Below are 19,906 nucleotides of genomic sequence, written 5' to 3'. Positions count from 1 at the left end.
GCTCGCTGGCATCGGCTGTCAGTCCTCGAACGGCTTGACCTGCTCGAGCGCCACGACCCGCGGCCGCCCCTCGAGCGGCACATGGAACACGATGACCTCCCCGGGGGCGAGGTACGGGTCCGACACGGGGAGCACGTCGTCGAGGCCCGGCTCGAGGTACTTCCTGAACTCGCCGAGCAGGGTCGGCAGCACCGGCCGGTGCGAGCACAGCACCGCTGGCCTGCGCTTGTCGAAGAGCCGGCCCACGACGTCGGCCGCCTTGTGCGGCTTGCGGGAGTGGCGGTGTTCCGTGAGGTGGTCGACGAGGCGGACCTTGACCTTGACGCCCGAGGAGCGGACGTAGGGGAGGACCGTGTCCACGCAGCGGCGCCAGGGGCTCGTGACCACGCGGGTCGGCTTCCACACCTGCAGGAGCCTCGCGACCGCCTGCGCCTGGCGGACCCCCGTCGCGGCCAGGGTGCGGTCGCCCTCGGCCTTCGTCCACGAACTGCGCGGCTTGGCCTTGGCATGACGCAGGAGGATCAGGGGGCGCGTTGCGAGCGCGCTGTCCCGCTCCGCGGCGACGAGGGCCTCGAGCGGGGCGACGTCGGTGCGGTTCGACAGGAGCACATCGGCCTCGTCCGGGGTGCACCAGTGGACCTGGTCCACCTCGTCGCCGTCCGGCACAGCACGTTGGGAGGCGTCGACGTGCATGGCCCAGTAGTGCACCGACTTGAGGCCGGCCGCCACGCGGTAGTGGGTGACGCCGAGCGGCACCCCCAGCGGAGCGTCGAGCCCGATCTCCTCCCGGATCTCCCGGGACGCGCACTCGTGGAGCGTCTCACCCGAGTCGAGCTTGCCCTTGGGCCAGGACCAGTCGTCGTAGCGGGGACGGTGGATGAGCAGCACCTCGAGACGGTCGCCCGCCCTCCGCCAGGGGATGGCCCCGGCCGCCCTGACGGCGACGTCCTCGCCCGGATGCGCGGTCTGGTCGGCGACGGGGGTGTCAGTCATCACCGGAGGCTCATGGCGCGCTGGCGGGCCCGCGAGGCCAGGAGCCACGACTGCACGTCCTCGAGCGGGCGGCCCTCGGCGTCGAGGTGGTGGCGGGTCCAGTGCCCCTCGCGGTCCAGATGCCACGAGGACGTCCGGTCGTCGAGGTAGCGGTCGAGGAGCGCAATGAGCTCCGCGATGTCGTCGCGGTTCCGCAGCTGGACGAGCGCCTCGACGCGGCGGTCGAGGTTGCGGTGCATCATGTCCGCGGAGCCGATGTAGACGACCGGGTTGCCGCCGTTCGCGAACGCGAAGACCCGCGAGTGCTCGAGGAACCGGCCCAGGATCGAGCGGACCGTGATGTTCTCGCTCAGGCCCGGGACCCCGGGCCGCAGGGAGCAGATGCCGCGGACGATGACGTCCACCTGCACGCCCGCCTGCGAGGCCCGGTAGAGGGCATCGACGATAGCCTCGTCGACCATCGAGTTGACCTTGATGACCACCCGGGAGCGCAGCCCGGCGCGCGCGTTGCGGATCTCCGTCTCGATGCGGTCGATGAGGCCTGACCGGACCGAGCGGGGGGCCACGAGCAGCCGCTTGAACGTCGACTTCGGCGCGTAGCCAGAGAGCTGGTTGAACAGCTTGGAGAGGTCCTCGCCGACCTGCTCGTCGCACGTGAGCAGGCCGAGGTCCTCGTAGTACCTGGCCGTGCGCGGGTGGTAGTTGCCGGTGCCGATGTGGCAGTAGCGGCGCAGGCCGTCGTTCTCCTGGCGGACCACGAGGGAGAGCTTGCAGTGCGTCTTGAGGCCCACGATCCCGTAGACCACGTGCACGCCGGCCTGCTCGAGCTTGCGCGCCCACGAGATGTTGGCCTGCTCGTCGAAGCGGGCCTTGATCTCCACGAGCGCGAGGACCTGCTTGCCGGCCTCGGCCGCATCGATGAGCGCGTCCACGATCGGCGAGTCGCCCGAGGTCCGGTACAGGGTCTGCTTGATCGCCTGGACCTTGGGGTCCGCGGCAGCCTGCTCGAGGAAGGCCTGGACCGAGGTGGAGAACGAGTCGTACGGGTGGTGCAGCAGGATGTCGCGGCGGCGCATCGCGGCGAAGACGTTCGCGGCCTTGGCCGTCTCGGACTCGTTGAGGAAGCGCGACGTGTGGGCGAGCTGCTTCGGGTAGTGCAGGTCGGCGCGGTCGATGCCCGCGATGACGCTGAGGCCGCGGAGGTCCAGCGGCGTGGGCAGCTGGTACACCTCGCTCTCCTCGACGCCCAGCTCCCGGACCAGCAGGGCCAGGATGTTCGGGTTGATGTCGTCCGTCACCTCGAGGCGCACGGGCGGCCCGAAGCGCCGGCGCAGGAGCTCCTTCTCGAGGGCCTGCAGGAGGTTCTCGGCGTCGTCTTCCTCGACCTCGAGGTCCTCGTTGCGGGTGACGCGGAACGTGTGCTGCTCGAGGACCTCCATGCCCGGGAAGAGCTGGTCGAGGTGCACCGAGATGAGCTCCTCGAGGGCGATGAAGCGGGCCGTCCGGCCTGCGACGGCGCCCGCGCGGGGCCCGTCGATCGAGATCAGGCGGGGGAGCTGGTCGGGGACCTTGAGGCGGGCGAAGAGCTCCTTCTCGCTGACCGGGTTCCGCACGACGACGGCGAGGTTGAGCGAGAGGCCGGAGATGTACGGGAAGGGGTGGGCGGGATCGACGGCGAGCGGGGTCAGGATGGGGAAGACCTGCTCGGAGAACATGCCGCGCAGCCGCGCATGTTCCTCGTGGGTGAGGTCGTCCCAGTGGACGATGTGGATGTTCTCCTTCGCGAGGGCAGGCCGGATCTGGTCCGCGAACACGCGCGCATGCCGCTCCTGGAGGCGGTGCGCCTCCTCGGAGATCTGCTCGAGGACCTCAATGGGGCTCAGGCCGGCCGCCGAGGGCACGGCGATCCCGGTCGCGATCCGCCGCTTGAGCCCTGCGACGCGGACCATGAAGAACTCGTCGAGGTTGGAGGCGAAGATCGAGAGGAAGGTGACACGCTCGAGGAGGTAGAGCTCCGGGTCCTCGGCAAGCTCGAGGACGCGGGCGTTGAACGCGAGCCAGCTGAGCTCCCGGTCCAGGAAGCGGTCCGGGCCCACGTCGCCCTCGGGGACCTGCTGCGGGGCGAACTCGGGGATGTCGATGCGGTCCTGCGTCGCCCGCGCCGCGGGCACCTCCGATGACCCGAACACGGGCACAGCGCGGGGTGCGACGGCCGCGGTGGGCGCGGCGGCGCCGTCGTGCGCGGACAGGGTCGAGGGGGTGGGGTCAGTCTGCGGCTCCGTTGCTGCACTGCTCTGGTTCTGGGCGGCTTCAGTCATGGTTCCTCCGCAGGAGCTTGGTGTGTCGGGTCAACACTACTAGGGCGCCGCCGCAGGGGCGCGGGCTAGGCGAGGGAGTAGAGGACGTCCCGGTCCCAGAGCGTGAACCCGAGGCGCCGGTACATGGCCACCGCGGGCAGATTGTCCGCATCGGTGTACAGCATGATCGTCGCCAGCCCGAGCGAGTGGAGGTAGTCGATCCCGTGCAGCGTCAGCGCCCGCCCCAGCCCCCGCCCCTGCGCCTCGGGCACCACGCCGACGACGTACACCTCCCCGAGGGCGCGGTGCTCTCCGTGCGCCGGGTGCACCTTGGTCCAGTGGAACCCGAGGATGCCGCCGTCGTCGTCGACCGCGAGGAAGAAGCCGCGCGGATCGAACCAGTCCTCCGCCATGCGCGCCTCGAGGTCGCTGCGGCGCAGGGAGCCCTGCTCCGGATGGTGGGAGAACGCGGTCCGGTTCGCGGCCAGCCACGCGTCCTCGTCGCGGCCGGGCTCGAACGTGCGGATGTGCACGCCCTCGGGGAGGGGCTCGGCGGTCTCGTGGGGGTGGCGGACGAGGACCATCTTCCACAGCTGGCGCTCGGGCACGAACCCGTAGTGCGTGGCGAGCTCCGCCGCGGCCTCGTGGTTGCCGTGGGACCAGGCCTTGAGGCCCTTCAGGCCCGTGGCGCCCCGGAGCTCCTTGATGGCCTCCACGAGCCTCATGCCCACGCCCTGGTTGCGGTAGTTCGGGTGCACGGCCAGCTCAGCGACCCCCGCGCCGTCCTCGCCGAACGCGATCGCGGCAAGGCCCGCGAGGTCCTCGGGCGCCGAGGAGCCCGACGTGTCGTCGAGGGCGTGGACGGCGACCGTCACGATCTCCTCGGACCGGGTGTCGGGGGACTTCATCAGCACGGTGGTCTGCTCGGAGAGGGAGGGGTTGCCGTCGGACTCCTCGGCGGCCTCCAGCAGGGCCTGGATCTCGGCCCAGAGAGCCTGCGGGACGCGGCCTTCGACAACGGTGACGGGCCAATCCTGCGGGTATGCGCTGGTCATGTAGGCAAGGCTAGCGAAAAGGCCGCCGATTGGGGTGTTTCGCACGACGGCGCCCGGCTGGCGCGCGTTTTGACGCCGCAGGCCGCCTCGGGTACTCTCAATGTCCTGTCGCCGGGCGCACCGGCGGCCGAGGGGGATCCACCAGTGGGGTGGCTTTGATACGTTCGACCCGTATGTCCTCCACCCTTCCCGAGGGCCCCGCATCCACCGTGCGGGGCCCTCGGCGCGTCCAGGGAAGCCCCGGCGCGTTTCGGGTACGCCAAATGCGGCTCCTCGGTCTTTCAGGTACGCGAAATGCGGCTCCAAGGCGTTCCGGGTACGCGAAATGCGGCCTGGCTGGATCTCGGGCACGGCGCGCACGACGCCGGGTGCGCACCGAGCGCGAGCCGGCTCGCCGCCGTCGTGCGCCGGCCGACCCTCGCCGCGAGCCGGCGCGTACCCGAGACGCTCAGGGGCGTGATTTGGTGTACCCGAAGCCCTCAGGGGAGGGCTTTGGTGTACCCGAAACGCTGGTGGGGGCGGGGGTCAGGCCTCGCTCAGTTCGTCCTCGTTGAGGCGCGTGAGCGTGAGCCGGTAGCCGACATTCCGGACGGTGCCGATGAGCCCCTCGTGGTCCGGCCCCAGCTTCGCCCGGAGCCGCCGCACGTGCACGTCGACAGTGCGGGTGCCGCCGTAATAGTCGTAGCCCCACACCTCGGTGAGCAGCTGCTGGCGGGTGAACACCCGGCCGGGGTGCTGGGCGAGGTACTTCAGGAGCTCGAACTCCTTGAACGTCAGGTTCAGGGCCTCCCCGTTGACCTTCGCAGTGTAGCTCGCCTCGTCGATCACGACGCCGGCCGCGCGGATCTCCGTCTCCGGCTCCTCGGCGGCGGACGTCTTCGAGATGGCGAGCCGGATGCGGGCCTCCACCTCGGCCGGCCCGGCGGAGTCCAGGATGATGTCGTCCACGGTCCAGGCCGAGGACACCGCTGCCATCCCGCCCTCGGTCAGGATGAGGATGAGCGGCGCGCCGAGGCCGGTCGCGCGCAGGAGCTGGGTGAGCGAGCGCGAGCCGACGAGGTCCTTGCGCGCATCGAGGAAGATGACGTCGGCGGGATCGGCGTCGAGCAGCGCGGTCGGTTCGGCCGGCAGGATGTGGACCCGGTGGTTCAGCAGCTCGAGGGCCGGGAGGATGTCCACTGACGAGCCGTTGGCGTTCGTCAGAAGCAGGATGTGCGACATGGTTCCTCCCGAGGATCTGGCTGCACGGCGTCGGGCAGGGGTACCTTTGACGCCGATTATAGGCGCGGCCCGGCCCAGACCCGCCGAAGGCAAGTCACAGACCGGTGCCCCGGTGAGGCAGGATGGCAGGGTGATGAGGGCACAGACGGGAACAGCGCGGTGAAGTCCTGGGTGAGGTCCGTCGCGGGAGGTGCGATCGCGATCGCCGGCACGGCGCTCGCGGTCGGGTCGAGCCTGGGCGGCCCGCTCGTGCAGCTCGCCGGGGTCGCGGCCGTGGCCGTGGCCGTCGGGTTCGGCTGGCCCCACTTCCTGGGGATTCCGGCCCGCAAGACCAATGGCGCCGTCATCGCGCTCGCCGGGGTAGCGTCGGCGGCGGCGGTCACCTTCACTTCGGGACCCGAGCTCCTCTCGTGGACGCCCCTCGCCATCGCGGTCGGCGTCATGGCGGTCGTCGTCGTCCAGCTGCTCCGCGGCACGGGGCAGAGCCACCGGCTCGAATCCGCGTTCGGCGCGAGCGCGGGCGTCCTGCTGTGCTGCCTCGGGTCCGGGTGGATCGGCACGGCCCGGCTCACCGGTGCGGGCTCCATGCTCCTCGTCGCCGGGATCAGCACGGTCGTCGCCCTCCTCATCGGCATGATCCGGTGGCCGGACACGATCGTCGCCCCGCTCGCCATCGTGTTCGCGGGCCTCGCGGCGCCGCTCGCGGGACTGGTCCTGACGGGGATCTCGGTGCTTCCGGCGACGATCGCCGGGGTCGTGATCGGTGCGGTTCTCGCCGCGTTCCGCAGGCTCAACAGCACGCGCAGCATCCGGCTGGCACCGTTCGGCGTGGTCGCGCTCGGGCTCGCGCCGGCGTTCGCCGTCGGGTCGATCGCGTACTTCCTCGACCGGATGCTCGTCGTCTAGCACAGCGTCCTCCCCGCAGCTGGCACGGGGTCCGGGCGCCCGGCGCTGTGGCCAGCCTCACGGGCAGCGGGCCCCGCCCGAGGCGCTACGATGGGCCGTATGAGCGTTGTTGCCTTCGAGATCTTCTTCCTTGTCCTCCTCGCCGTCGCGGGTATCTCCATGGCCTGGTTCGCCGGCCTCGTCGTGTGGAAGCTGTTCAAGGGCCAGCGCTGACCCGGCGGCAGCGGCCGCGCTGCCGAAGGAAGACCGCACCGTAGCACCGAAGAAGGAGCCCAGTGCCCATCGAGATCCCGTCCGGCCTGACCCCCGAGCTTGTCCCGCTGTCGTGGCTCATCGGGGAGTGGGAAGGGCGGGGTCGGCTCGGTGCCGGAGAGGCCGGGGACGAGCACTTCGTCCAGCATGTCGTGTTCGCCCACAACGGCTTTCCCTATCTCCAGTACACCGCTGACAGCTGGCTCTCCGACGAGAACGGGAACCGGCTGCGGCCCCTGTCCACCGAGACGGGCTTCTGGCAGCTCGACAGGCCCCTGCAGGACGCCGACGGCGGCCCCGGCCTGACCCCCGCCGACATCGTCCCGGCCTACAAGTCCGCCGACGAGGTCGAGACCCTGCGGAACAACCAGGACGGGTTCGACATCACGGTCACGATCCTGCATCCCGGCAGCATCGCCGAGCTCTACTACGGCCAGATCAAGGGCCCCCAGATCCAGCTCAGCACCGACGCCGTCCTGCGCGGCGCGCACGCCCGCGACTACAAGGCCGCGACCCGGATCTTCGGCCTCGTCAACGGCGACCTCTTCTGGCGCTGGGACGTCGCCGCGGGCGAGTCTCCGCTGGCCCCGCACGCGTCGGCGATCCTGCACCGGACCTCCTCGCCGTCCGCCGCGCAGCCGCCGACCGAGTGACCTGCCGAGGGTGTGGAGTGAAATCGGCCCCCGAGGCGTTGGAACGGACATGACCTCTTCATCTCCTCTGCTCGCCCGTCCCGGTGCCGTCGAGGCCGGCGGCGCCGACGCGGGCGTCGCGGCTCACTACGGCGATCCGCTGCGGGAGCAGCGGGAGCTCGCCGCCGGCCGCGCCGCCGTCGACCTCTCCCACCGCGGCATCGTCACGGTCTCCGGCCCGGACCGCCTCTCGTGGCTGACGACGCTCTCCTCCCAGCAGGTCGCGTCCCTGGCCCCGGGTGAGTCCAGTGAGCTGCTCCTCCTGAGCGTCCAGGGCCGCATCGAGTACGACGCGCGGATCGTCGACGACGGCGAGCGCGCGTGGCTCCTCGTCGAGGGCGCCGAGGCCCCCGGCCTCGCGGCCTGGCTCACCTCGATGAAGTTCATGCTCCGCGTCGAGGTCGAGGACGCGACCGACGCGTGGGCCGTGCTGGCCGGCACGCGCCGCTTCGCCGCGCTCGACCCCTTCGGCCCCGGCGGCGCCCCGCTGACCTGGGCAGACCCGTGGCCGCGCGTGGCCCCCGGCGGCTACTCCTACGCCGTGGTCGGCGAGGACCGCCATCCCGGCCTCGACCGCCCGTGGTTCGAGCACGTCGTCGAGCGTTCGCGGCTCCAGGACGCGGTCGCCGCGCTCGAGGCCGACGGCGTCGGGCTGGCCGGTGCCATGGCGTCCGAGGCGCTGCGCATCGCCGCATGGAGGCCGCGCTGGGGCCTCGAGACCGACGAGCGCACCATCCCCCACGAGCTCGACCTGCTCCGCACCGCCGTGCACCTGGCGAAGGGCTGCTACAAGGGCCAGGAGACGGTCGCGCGAGTGCACAACCTGGGCCACCCGCCGCGGCGGCTCACGATGCTCCAGCTCGACGGCTCCGGGCACACGCTCCCGGCCGTCGGCAGCCCCGTGTTCGCCTCGGCAGGCGGGGCGACGCACGACGCCGGCGCGCGCCAGGTCGGGCAGGTCACCTCGGCTGCGCTGCACTACGAGATGGGGCCGATCGCCCTCGCCGTGCTCAAGCGGTCCGTGGACCCGGCAGCGACCCTCGTGGTGCGCGGCGAAGCGGAGGGCGAGGACTACGCGGCAGCCCAGGAGCTGATCGTCGCCCCGGACGCCGGCCAGGTCGTCGGCCGGCCCACAGGACTCCTCAGGAGGAACGCATGAGCGAGAACAACGACGCCCCCGCGCCCGACGACGACGTCATCGCCCTCGCCGGCAGGCTCTTCGATGCCGCACGGGCCGGGGACGAGGCCGTGCTGCGCGCGTACCTCGACGCCGGGGCGCCGGCGTCGCTCGCCAACCAGTCCGGCGACACGCTCGTGATGCTGGCCGCCTACCACGGCCACGCGGGCGCGGTCCGGCTGCTGGGGGAGCGGGGCGCCGACGTCGAGGCCGCGAACGACCGCGGCCAGACCCCGCTCGCGGGAGCGGTGTTCAAGGACTACGGGGACGTCGTGGACGCCCTGCTGGCCCTCGGCGCGAGCCCGGATGCGGGCATTCCGTCCGCGCGCCAGGCGGCCCACATGTTCGGCCGGTCCGACCTCCTCGACCGGTTCGGGACGGCCGGCTGACCGGTTCCCCGTCCCCCGGGCCTGCCCTCGGGGCCGGGCATGGGGAGTTCTCCCCGTCGGCTGGGGACGCGCCGGACAGGTGCGTTACCCTCGGGGGGTGCCGCTGCGCCTCTCGGGGAGGCCCGGCGGCTGACATCTCGCGGAACCGGGACCAGTGCGCCGTGCGCTGGCCGGCGCGACTGACGGGGGGACCGCTTTGCGACGAGCCGGGGGGCTGCGCCAGCACGCGCCGCGCATTGTGACTGCCATTGCGATGGCGTGTGTGGGGGCGGTCCTCGTTACCGCCGCGATCCTGTACCCGGGCTTCAGGTCGGTCTCCGCGGACCTCAACGACGGCGGCGTCTGGGTCACCAACGGCTCCATGAACATGGCAGGCCACCTCAACTTCTCCTCCAAGGTCCTCGACGGCGGCGTGGCCGCCCGCTCCAAGACCTTCGATGTCGTCCAGCAGTCACGCTCGGTGGCCGTCCAGGACAAGGGCGTCGCCACCCTGAGCCCCGTCGATTCGGCCGAGGTGCGCCTCAGCGGCGACCTCCCGTTCAGCGGCACCGGGACCGCGGCGTTCGGGAGCACGACGGCGGCGCTCGCCGACCCGGGCACGGGCCGTGTGTGGGCCCTCCCGCTCGAACGGCTCTCGGGGTTCAACCCCGAGTCGACGGAGCCCAGCGCGCAGGACGTCCCCGGCGCCGTCGCCACCGTCTCGTCCGAGAACGAGGTCGTTGCGGTCTCACCGGCCCGCAGCGAGATTGTGCGCATCCCCGAGGGCCGCGAGGCCACGTTCACCACGGTCGACGGCCTGGCCCCGAACGCGAAGGTGCAGCTCGCCACCGTGGGGAGCGACGCCGTCGTGCTCGATCCCGGCAGCGGGACCCTCCTGCTCCCCGGCGGGCAGAAGGTCCAGCGCGACGACTTCCGCAATGCGCAGCTGCAGCAGTCCGGTCCAGCGGCCGGCGACGTCGCCGTGGCGACGGCGAAGGCCCTGGTGCTCGTGCCGCTCGGCGGGGGTGCCGGCCGGCAGCTCGACGCCGCGCAGGGCCGCCCCGGCCTGCCCGCACGCCCGGTCCAGCAGGGCGGCTGCGTCCACGCCGCGTGGTCCGGGACGGGCATGTACGTGCGCGACTGCGGCGGCCAGACCGAGACCAAGGACATCCCCTCCGCCAAGCCGGACTCCGAGCTCGTGTTCCGGGTCAACCGCGACATCGTGGTGCTCAATGACGTCCGCGGGGGCAACGTGTGGCTCGTGACCGAGCAGATGCAGCTCGTGAACAACTGGCAGGAGATCGTCCCCCAGAAGCAGACCAAGGACGGGGACAAGGAGGACTCGGCCGAGATCATGCTCCAGAAGGAGCTGCCGGACCGGACCGAGGAGAACAGGCCCCCCACCGCCATGCCGGACGACTTCGGCGTGCGCCCGGGCCGGACCGTGATCCTCCCCATCCTGCTGAACGACACGGACCCCGACGGGGACGTCCTCACCGTGCGGCCCACGGGCACGGCGGCGCGGATCGGCCAGGTGCAGCCGATCTTCAACGGGGCTGCCCTGCAGATCGTGGTCAACGCCGGCGCCGCGGGCAGCGACGGGTTCGAGTACGAGGTCTCCGACGGCCGCGGGGGCACGGCCTCCGCACGGGTCAACCTCACGGTGCGGGACGGGTCGTCCAACGCCGCGCCGCGCCAGCTGCGCGCGAACACGATCGCCGTCGAACAGGGCAGCACGGTCTCCCAGAACATCCTCGGGGACTTCGTCGACCCCGATGGCGACGAGCTCTTCCTCGCCGGCGCGAGCACCCCTGCCCCCGGGGACTCGGTCCGCTTCCAGGCCGACGGAACGGTCGTCTTCACGGACGGCGGCCTGGGCCTGGGCAAGAAGGAGATCCGCGTGCGCGTCTCCGACGGCCGCGACGTCACCGAGGCGACGATCTCCGCGGACGTGCGCGCCGTCGGGAGCCTGCCCCCGCAGACCACGCCGGACCACGTCCGCACCGGAGTCGGCGAGCCGATCGTGGTCTCACCGCTTGCGAACGACATCGATCCCTCCGGGAAGGGCCTGCGGCTCCTGCGCGTGGAGCCCGTCGCCGGGCTCGACATCGTCATGAACTCCGAGGACGGCACCTTCTCGGCCCAGGCGGCCGAGCCCAAGGTGTACTACGCCGTCTACCTCGCCTCGAACGGCGCCGCGACGGCGCAGGGCCTCGTGCGCATCGACGTCGAGGCGGCGAAGACCGACGGCGGGGCGCCCGTGGCGGTGCGCGACGTCGGGCTCCTGCCCACGGGCGGGAGCGTGCTCGTCGACCCGCTCGCGAACGACACCGACCCCGCGGGAGGCGTCCTCGTCGTGCAGTCGATCTCGCTGCCCTCCGACGCGCCCATCACGGTCTCCGTCATCAACCACGCAATCCTGAAGATCACGGACACCCGCGGCCTCAAGGAGCCCCTCTCGATCGGCTACGTCGTCTCCAACGGGGACAAGACAGCGAGCTCGACCGTGACCGTGACGCCCGTGCCGCAGCCGGCCAAGCTCGAGCCGCCCGTGGCGAAGGGCGACGAGGTGGTGGTCCGTGCGGGGGACACCGTGACGATCCCCGTCCTCGCCAACGACTCCCACCCCAACGGCGCCCCCATCACCCTCAGCCCGAAGCTCGTCGAGGTCCCGGACGCGGCCACGGGGCACCTCTTCGTGGACCAGGACACCCTGCGCTTCTCCGCCGGCCCGAACCCCGGGACCGTGTACGGCATCTACGAGGTCGTCGACCCCGCGGGCCAGAAGGACTCCGCGAAGGTCACCATCACCATCCGCGCGGACGACCCCGCCCAGAACGCCATGCCCGTGCCGAAGAACCTCACCGCCCGCGTCCTCGCCGGCCACACCGCGAAGGTCGCCGTGCCGCTGGACGGCGTGGACCCCGACGGCGACTCCGTCACCATCACCGGCATCGAGAAGCCGCCCGCCCTCGGCACCGCGATCGTCAAGGACGGGTACATCGAGTACAGCGCGGCGAACAACGCCTACGGCAAGGACACCTTCACCTACGTCGTGGAGGACCGCTACGGCGGCCGCGGCGTCGCGACGGTGCTCGTCGGCGTCGCCGCCACCCCGAACAGGAACCAGGCCCCGATCCCGGGGGACGACAAGGTCTCGGTCCGCCCCGGCCGGCCGGTGTCCGTCGACGCCCTGGCCAACGACACCGACCCCGACGGCGACACGGTCCGCCTCGTCTCCGACGGCTTCGAGGTCCCGGACGGGGCGGCCGCGCGGGCCGACCAGGGCCGCGTCGTCGTGACGGCCCCGGCCGCGCCCGGCACGGCGACGGTCCGCTACACGGTCGACGACGGGCGCGGCGGGCGCGCGATCGGCAGCATCATCGTCGACGTCAGCCCCGAGGCGGAGCTCAAGGCGCCGATCGCCCGGGACGACCGGGTCAACGCCATGGACGTCGCGGGCAGGACGACGTTCGCCGTGGACGTCCTGAAAAACGACGAGGACCCCGACGGCGTGGCAGGCGACCTCAGGGTCGAGGTCCCGGCCAGCGCGGCCGCGGCCGGGACCACCGTGAACGGGCGGACCGTGAACGTCGCGCTGGCCCAGCAGCCGCAGGCCATCCCATACACCGTCACGGACGTGGACGGGCTCTCCTCGACCGCCATCATCTGGGTCCCAGGCCTGCGCGACCAGCGGCCGGTCCTGAAGACCCTGAACCCGGTCCACGCCAAGGCCGGCGAGCCGGTCGAGCTGAAGCTCGGCGACTACGTCACCGTGCGTCCCGGCCGCGCGCCGCGGATCACGACCGAGGCTGGGGTCACCGCCATCGCCTCCGACGGGCAGCCGCTCGTGAAGGACGCCGGCACCCTCCGGTACGCGGCGCGCAAGGACTACGGAGGACGGGCCTCGATCACCTTCGAGGTCACGGACGGCTCCGGCCCCGACGACCCCGGGGGCCTCAAGAGCGTCCTGACGATCCCGCTCGATGTCGAGCCGACCGCCGACAAGCCCAACACCCCGCCCACGTTCGCCACGAGCGTGCTCGAGACGGCGCAGGGCGAGGACGGCGCGCGGCTGGACCTCCGTGCTGCCACGACGGACCCCGACCCGGGCGACATCGACCGCATGTCCTTCCGCCTCACCGGCGGCGCCCCCGAGGGGGTGGACGTCAGCCTCGACGGCTCGGTCCTCGTCGCCAAGGCAGGCAGCGCCCAGCGGGGCGCCGCGGGGCAGGTCGGCATCGAGGTCGACGACGGCCGCGGCGGCAAGGTCTCCGGGGCGGTCGAGGTGCGCGTTGTCCGCTCGACCCGGCCGCTCGCTGTCGCCAATCCCGACGCGGTGCCTGAAGCGCAGGCCGGCAAGCCGGTCGACATCCCCGTACTCGCCAACGACGCCAACCCGTTCCCGGACAAGCCACTGCGGCTCCTGAACGCCGCTGTCGGCTCCGGTGGGGGGAGCGCGCGCGTGGACGGCGATCGCGTCGTCGTGACCCCCGCCGCGGGCTTCCACGGCCAGCTCACCGGCTCCTACCGGATCCAGGACGCCACCGGGGACGGCGACCGCGAGGTGGAGGGGCAGTTCACGGTCACCGTCCGCGACAGGCCCGACGCGCCGAGCGCGCCCGTCGTCGACAGCATGTCGAGCCGCCAGGTGGTCCTCCACTGGGCTCCGCCGGCCAACAACGGCGCCGAGATCACCGGCTACAAGGTCGGCTTCGCCGGCGGGAGCCAGGATTGCCCGACCAACACGTGCACCATCGGCGGGCTGACGAACGGGACCCAGTACACGTTCACGGTCATCGCGGTCAACGCTGTCGGGCCGTCCGCACCCGGCCCTGCCTCCGCCCCCGTGACTCCGGACGCCAAGCCCGCGGCCCCCGCGGCGCCCGTGCTGACGCGCGGCGACAAGGCGATCTCGATGGCCTGGACGGCCCCCGCGAACGAGGGCACCCCGATCCAGAGCTACACCATCGAGCTGTCCTCGTCGCAGGGCCTCCAGCGGAAGACCGTCGGCCCGGTCACCCAGCTCACGTGGGACGGCCTGACCAACGGCGTCGAGTACCGGGCGCGGATTCAGGCGAAGAACGGCGCGAAGGACCCGTCGGACTGGTCCGCGCTCTCGGCCGCCGCCAAGCCGGCCGGGCCGCCGCTGGCGCCCGGGGCACCCCAGGCGGCTCGCACGACGTCGGCCGTCAACGGCGGCGCCGTCGACGTCGTCTGGGCCTCGGAGCCGCTCAAGAGCAACGGCGAGCCGGTCACCGGATATGTCGTGAAGGTCTACCGGAACGGCGCGCTCGAGAAGACGACCGCGCAGACTGCGCAGACGTCCTTGCAGGTCACTGGCCTCGACAACTCGTCCAGCTACACGTTCTCCGTCGTGTCCTCGAACAAGGTGGGATCCTCGCCGGAGGGGGCCCGAAGCAACGCTGTGACGCCCTACGGCCGGCCCGGCGCCGTGACCACCCTGTCGGCGACGCCGTACGACACCACCGGCGACGGGCACCAGGTGAAGCTCGCCTTCACCGCGCCCGCCGACAACGGCGACGCGATCTCCGGCTACCAGTACGCCGTCAACGGCGGCGGCTGGCAGAACCTGGCCGCGAGCCGGGTGGTCGGGGGCCTGGCCAACGGGACGAACTACTCGTTCATGGTGCGCGCCGTGAACTCGGCGGGTCCGGGCCCGAACGGCAACAGCGACGCAGCCAACCCCTACGGCCGGCCCCAGACGCCGGTCGCCAACGCCGCCCAGAACGGCATCCGGGTCAACATGACGTGGAACACCGGCGGCTACGACAACGGCCGGCCCACGAACGTGACGGTGACGATCGACGGCGGCCAGGTCACCAACGACGGCGCCGCGACGGTCGGCAACGGGCCGGACGAGGCGCACTCGATCACGCTCAAGGCCTGCGTCCAGGGGGAGCCCACGAACTGCTCCACGAAGTCGGACTCGGCCCGCACGGCGTCGCCCTCGGCGACACTGGCCCAGGGCCCACGCGCAAACGACCCCCAGTGCACGTCCAATGCGTGCTGGTACTTCGACGTCACGGGCCGGAACTTCCACCCCAACACGAGGGTGCACGTGCAGTGCTACATCGACTCCGCGCCGAACCCGCACGTCTTCGCCGAGTACTGGGACAACACAGACGGCAACGGCTACTTCCGCAACAACCAGTACTGCTTCCTGGGCAAGAACTCGATCAATCCCTGGTCCAACGGCTGGGCAGTGGTCGACGACGGCAAGGGCGGCCGCGCGAGGACCAACAACAACACGTGGTAGCTGTGGTTCTCGCCACGGGCGAACTCCTGAGGACCCACACTGTCCTGAAGAAGTGAGACCCTTGTCCGGTGGAAAACGTCGAACGGCCGTGGGCCGCCCTCTGGTCCCTCGTCATCGGGTTCTTCATGATCCTCATCGATACGACCATCGTGTCGGTGGCGAACCCCGCGATCATGCGGGCCCTCGGGGCGGACATCAACGCGGTCATCTGGGTCACGAGCGCCTACCTGCTCGCGTACGCCGTGCCGCTGCTGATCACGGGCCGGCTCGGTGACCGCTTCGGCCCCAAGAACATGTACCTGGGCGGGCTCGTGGTCTTTACCCTCGCCTCGCTGTGGTGCGGCCTCTCGGGGAGCGTGGGTTCGCTCATCGCGGCGCGCGTGGTGCAGGGGCTCGGCGCGTCGCTCATGACGCCGCAGACCATGGCGGTCATCACGCGCATCTTCCCGCCGGAGCGTCGGGGCTCCGCGATGGCGATCTGGGGCTCGACGGCGGGCGTCGCGATGCTCGTCGGCCCGATTCTGGGCGGCGTCCTCGTGGACGGGGCCGGATGGGAGTGGGTGTTCTTCATCAACGTCCCGGTCGGCGTCGTCGGCTTCCTCCTCGCGGCGCGGCTCGTCCCGCGCCTCGCGACGCACGCGCACCGCTTCGACTGGCTCGGCGTCGTGCTGAGCGGCGTCGGCATGTTCCTGCTCGTGTTCGGCATCCAGGAGGGCCAGACCTACTCGTGGGGCACGATCTCCGGGCCGCTCACGGTCTGGGAGCTGATCATCGCCGGGGTGGTGGTCATGGCGCTCTTCGTCGTGTGGCAGTGGCGCAACCGGGCGGAGCCGCTCGTGCCGCTCGGCCTGTTCAGGGACCGCAACTTCACCCTCGCGAACGTCGGCATCACCACGGTGGGCTTCGCCGTGACGTCGTTCGGGCTGCCGACGATCTTCTACTACCAGCTGGTGCGCGGCATGACGCCGACCCAGTCGGCGCTCATGATGATTCCGCTGGCGGTGCTGTCCGGTGCGCTGGCGCCCGTCGGCGGCAAGCTCGTGGACCGCGGGTACGCGAAGATCATGAACATCGGCGGGATGCTGCTCTTCGCGTTCGGACTCGTGCTCTACGCAGTCCTCCTGACCCCGGACATGCCGATCTGGGCGCTGCTCATCCCGAGCGCGGTTGTCGGTCTCGCGAACGCGGGGCTGTGGGGACCGCTCGCGACCCTCGCCACGCGGAGCCTCCCGCCGCAGCTGGCCGGCGCGGGCTCCGGGATCTACAACACGACCCGCCAGATCGGGGCAGTCCTCGGGTCCGCGGCGATCGCGGCCCTCATCCAGGCGCGCCTTGCGGCCGAGATGCCCGGCGGCGGCCAGTCCGGCCCCGCTGGTGATTTCGCCGGGGCGGCGCTGCCGCCCATGCTGCATGCGCCGTTCTCGGCGGCGATGGGCCAGTCGGTGCTCCTCCCGGCAGCGGTGGTGCTCGTCGGGTTCGCCGTCGCGTTCTTCTTCGTCAAGGTGCCCGCGGCGCCGAAGCCGGCTCCGGCGCCGAAGCAGCCCGCCCCCCGCTGACGCCGCGACGCCGAGGTCGCCCCGTGTGCGCGCGAGGTCACCCCGTGTGCGCCCGAGGTCACCCCGTCTGCGCCCGAGGTCACCTCGTGTGCGCCCGAGATCACCCCTTCTGCGCCCGAGATCGCTCGACGGGGGGTGATCTCGGCGTCAGTGGGGGTGATCTCGGCGTCAGTGGGGGTGATCTCGGCGGGTCAGGGGGTGCGGGGTCCGAGCCGGATCGAGGCCAGCTGGCCCGCAGGGGCGATGCCGAGCGAATCGACGAGGCGCAGCGCCGCCGTCGTGTGCGACGGCACCGCCACCTGGACCACGAGGCCGTCGGCCAGGGCCTCGTGCGCCGCGATCGAGGCCACGAGCCGCCCCAGCCCGCGCCCGCGGTAGGCCGGTGCCACGAGCACGGACAGGTCGGCAAGAAGCCCGCCCTCCTCGCCGTACGCGGCACAGGCCGCCGGGCCATCGGGGAGCATCAGCGTGAAACGGTGCTCCCGCCGGGTGAGGCCGGCGGAGCTCACGTCGTCGGGCGGACAGCGCATCTCCAGCTCGATCGCCTCGGGCGTCCCCCGGGAGACCTCCGGCTCGACGTCGGGCTGCTCGAGCGGGAGGTCGTCCGCGAAGCCCAGGACGGCGGTACGCAGCCCGTGTGCCCCGTGCCCGGCGAGCCTCAGGAGCGCGCGGCCGGACACGAGGTCTTCAGGCGCACAGTCGGCGGCCGCCTCCACGAGTTCCGTCGGCCCAGCGATGGCCAGCTGCCCGAAGAGCACGACGGCGACCAGCTCCTCGGCGTCGTCGCGGCACCCGAGCAGCCGCGCGCCGTCGTCCGCGAAGGCCAGGTCGGGGAGACCCAGCCGGCGCGCCCAGACGAGCCGCACGATGTCGCGGCTCCCCTGGTGGAATGTCCCTGCAGTGCCCACGTCTCAGCCGAAGAGGACGGCGGCCTCGTCGTAGCGGTGCTGGGGGACGGTCTTGAGGCGGCCGAGGGCGGCGTCGAAGCCGACATGGACGATGTCGGTGCCGTCGAGGGAGACCATGGTCCCCCAGCGGCCCTCGACCACGGAGTCGATTGCGGCCATGCCGAGCCGGGTGGCCAGGACGCGGTCGAACGCGGTGGGGACGCCGCCGCGCTGGATGTGGCCGAGGATGGTCGCGCGGGTCTCGATGCCGGTGCGGGACTCGATCTCGGGTGCCAGCTGCTCGGCGATGCCGCCGAGGCGCGGCCGGCCGAAGGTGTCCAGGCCGCGCTCGGAGTGCGGGGCGCTCATGCCCTCGAGGACGAAACCCTCGGCGACGACGACCAGCGGGGCGCGTCCGCGTTCGTGGGCCAGGCGCACCCAGGTCGCGACCTGGTCCATGGTGACCCGCTGCTCGGGGATGAGGATCGCGTGGGCGCCGGAGGCCATGCCGGCGTGCAGGGCGATCCAGCCGACGTGGCGGCCCATGACTTCGGCGATCATGCAGCGGTGGTGGGACTCGCCGGTCGTGCGGAGCCGGTCGATCGCCTCGGTCGCGATCTCCACGGCGGTGTCGAAGCCGAAGGTGTAGTCGGTGGCGTCGAGGTCATTGTCCACGGTCTTGGGGACGCCGACGATCTTGAGCCCGGCGTCGGTGAGCCTCTTCGCCGCGGCGAGCGTGCCCTCGCCGCCGATCGCGATCATGGCGTCGATGCCGAGCCGGTCCATGTGGCCCTTGATGACCTCGGGGCCGCCGCCGTTCTCGAACGGGTTGGTGCGGGAGGTGCCCAGGATCGTCCCGCCCTGCTTGGCGATGCCGCGGACGCTCGTGCGGGGGAGGTCGACGATGTCGCCCTCGACGACGCCGCGCCACCCGTCGCGGTAGCCCACGAACTCCTGCCCGTGGACGGCGATGCCCTTGAGCACGGCTCCGCGGATGACTGCGTTGAGGCCGGGGCAGTCGCCGCCGGAGGTGAGGATGCCGATCTTCATGCAGGGCCTTTCCGTGGTGGGTACGGCTAGCCCCGCAGATGCGAGGGCCGCCGTGCTTGCTCGAGGCGCCCCGTTGAGCCCACGGCGATTGTATCGGCGGCCTCTTCGTGATGCACACCACAGCCGAGGCCGGGTGTCACGGTTCCGCGCGTTCCTCCGGTGACCTGACACCGGCCGGCCCGCGGCGGCCTCGGGCGGCTGCCACCGCGCCGCCCACCACGAGTCCCAGGCCCCCGACGAGGAGCAGGACGACGGCGACCATCCCTGGGTCGACGGCGAACCACCCGAGGCGTCCCGCCACGATCAGCGCGGCGAGGGCGACGACGACGGCGCCCCAGATGACTGTTCCCAGGCTCGGTCCCTGCCGGTACTCACGCTCCGTGCTGGGCTGCGTGCTCATCTCACCGCTCCTGTTGGATCTCGATGCTGCTCATGGTCGCGTGCACGCGCACGACGAGGGCGGAGCCCGCCCGGTCGGCGTTGTACGTCTCGGAGTCCTTGGCAGTGATGCCCGAGAGGGACTTGGACCCGAAGTTCACGGTGCTCAGGACGGAATCCGCCTCCACCCGCACGGGAACATCCTTGGGGACCGTGATCTTGAGGCTGCTCATCGTCGCGTCCACCGGAACCGCCGCATCGGAGGCGAGGGTGCCTGCGGTGTCCAGCGCCCGCAGGTCGAGCTGCCCCGAGGCTCCCGTGAGCGAGTAGCCGGCGGTCGCCTGCGCCACTGTGCTGGGCGACAGGTCCACCACCCCGGGTGTCTGGCTCAGCTGGTAGGCGGGCTGCGTGACCGCGGCTCCTGCCAGGGCTACGACGGCGAAGAAGGAGAGGATGCCGCTCGAGCGCCCACGCAGCCCGGCGACGATGATGCCGATGCCTACCACCGCGGCCGCGACGGCCCAGATGGCGCCTGAGGCCGGGTCGACGAGTGGGGTCCCCGCGAGCTGGAAGGCGAGCAGCACCGCGGCGACGATGACCGCGAGCCCGACGACGACGGTCGCGTACGGTCCGCCGGGCCCGGGCCGGGAGGGGCGCACCACGGTCGGTGCCGGGGCGCCGGGCGCGTGCCCGGACGGTGCTGGCGCCGTTCCGTACGCCGGGCCGTATGGAACGGCCGAGGCATAGAGCGGCGGCGGCACATCGTCGGGTGGCACGGCGTTGTCCGCCGGCAC

General features: G+C 71.9%; 14 protein-coding genes. 6 read left to right on the top strand and 8 right to left on the bottom strand.

Going from position 1 to position 19,906, the window contains the following annotated elements:
- Positions 1–18: 18 nt before the first annotated feature.
- The 4 genes from ABD298_RS06900 to ABD298_RS06885 form a co-directional block, all read right to left on the bottom strand.
- Positions 19–996, bottom strand: coding sequence for an NUDIX hydrolase (locus tag ABD298_RS06900; RefSeq protein ID WP_344298887.1), 978 nt, complete (start codon positions 994–996; stop codon positions 19–21).
- Positions 993–3,311, bottom strand: coding sequence for an RNA degradosome polyphosphate kinase (locus ABD298_RS06895; RefSeq protein WP_344298886.1), 2,319 nt, complete (start codon positions 3,309–3,311; stop codon positions 993–995). The genes ABD298_RS06900 and ABD298_RS06895 overlap by 4 nt, the downstream gene beginning before the upstream one ends.
- Positions 3,312–3,376: 65 nt before the next feature.
- On the bottom strand, positions 3,377–4,345 hold the full coding sequence (gene mshD, locus ABD298_RS06890) for a mycothiol synthase (RefSeq protein ID WP_344298884.1): 969 nt from the start codon (positions 4,343–4,345) through the stop codon (positions 3,377–3,379).
- 525 nt (positions 4,346–4,870) lie between these two features.
- A complete protein-coding gene (locus ABD298_RS06885) occupies positions 4,871–5,566 on the bottom strand; it encodes a winged helix-turn-helix transcriptional regulator (RefSeq protein ID WP_344298883.1) in 696 nt (231 codons plus the stop codon).
- 159 nt (positions 5,567–5,725) lie between these two features.
- Here ABD298_RS06885 and ABD298_RS06880 point away from each other — a divergent pair, with 159 nt between their 5' ends.
- The 6 genes from ABD298_RS06880 (at position 5,726) to ABD298_RS06855 (ending at position 16,797) form a co-directional block, all read left to right on the top strand.
- Positions 5,726–6,472, top strand: a complete 747-nt coding sequence (locus tag ABD298_RS06880; protein ID WP_344298882.1) for a permease — start codon at positions 5,726–5,728, stop codon at positions 6,470–6,472.
- A gap of 275 nt (positions 6,473–6,747) precedes the next feature.
- Positions 6,748–7,377: a nitrobindin family protein gene (locus ABD298_RS06875; RefSeq protein WP_344298881.1), complete on the top strand. Its 630-nt coding sequence runs from the start codon at positions 6,748–6,750 to the stop codon at positions 7,375–7,377.
- Between the two features lie 49 nt (positions 7,378–7,426).
- Complete coding sequence (gene ygfZ, locus ABD298_RS06870; protein ID WP_344298880.1) at positions 7,427–8,575, top strand: CAF17-like 4Fe-4S cluster assembly/insertion protein YgfZ; 1,149 nt, start codon at positions 7,427–7,429, stop codon at positions 8,573–8,575.
- Positions 8,572–8,982 carry an ankyrin repeat domain-containing protein gene (locus ABD298_RS06865; RefSeq protein ID WP_344298878.1) on the top strand — a complete coding sequence of 137 codons (411 nt, stop codon included), beginning with the start codon at positions 8,572–8,574 and terminating at the stop codon, positions 8,980–8,982. The genes ygfZ and ABD298_RS06865 overlap by 4 nt, the downstream gene beginning before the upstream one ends.
- A gap of 262 nt (positions 8,983–9,244) precedes the next feature.
- Positions 9,245–15,241, top strand: a complete 5,997-nt coding sequence (locus ABD298_RS06860; protein WP_344298877.1) for an Ig-like domain-containing protein — start codon at positions 9,245–9,247, stop codon at positions 15,239–15,241.
- A gap of 68 nt (positions 15,242–15,309) precedes the next feature.
- A complete protein-coding gene (locus ABD298_RS06855) occupies positions 15,310–16,797 on the top strand; it encodes a DHA2 family efflux MFS transporter permease subunit (RefSeq protein ID WP_344298876.1) in 1,488 nt (495 codons plus the stop codon).
- A 191-nt stretch (positions 16,798–16,988) separates the two neighbouring features.
- Here the strand turns inward: ABD298_RS06855 and ABD298_RS06850 are convergent, their stop codons facing one another.
- The 4 genes from ABD298_RS06850 to ABD298_RS06835 all read right to left on the bottom strand — a co-directional run bounded on the left by ABD298_RS06850 (position 16,989) and on the right by ABD298_RS06835 (position 19,888).
- Positions 16,989–17,705, bottom strand: coding sequence for a GNAT family N-acetyltransferase (locus ABD298_RS06850; protein ID WP_344298875.1), 717 nt, complete (start codon positions 17,703–17,705; stop codon positions 16,989–16,991).
- Positions 17,706–17,708: 3 nt separating this feature from the next.
- Complete coding sequence (locus tag ABD298_RS06845) at positions 17,709–18,734, bottom strand: 6-phosphofructokinase (RefSeq protein ID WP_208710006.1); 1,026 nt, start codon at positions 18,732–18,734, stop codon at positions 17,709–17,711.
- Positions 18,735–18,870: 136 nt separating this feature from the next.
- Positions 18,871–19,134 carry a hypothetical protein gene (locus ABD298_RS06840; RefSeq protein WP_344298873.1) on the bottom strand — a complete coding sequence of 88 codons (264 nt, stop codon included), beginning with the start codon at positions 19,132–19,134 and terminating at the stop codon, positions 18,871–18,873.
- Between the two features lies 1 nt (position 19,135).
- Positions 19,136–19,888 carry a hypothetical protein gene (locus ABD298_RS06835; protein WP_344298872.1) on the bottom strand — a complete coding sequence of 251 codons (753 nt, stop codon included), beginning with the start codon at positions 19,886–19,888 and terminating at the stop codon, positions 19,136–19,138.
- Positions 19,889–19,906 lie beyond the last annotated feature (18 nt).

It is taken from the genome of Sinomonas flava, assembly GCF_039531875.1.
GTDB classification, from domain to species: domain Bacteria; phylum Actinomycetota; class Actinomycetes; order Actinomycetales; family Micrococcaceae; genus Sinomonas; species Sinomonas flava.
This window is presented reverse-complemented; position numbering and strand designations above follow the sequence as displayed.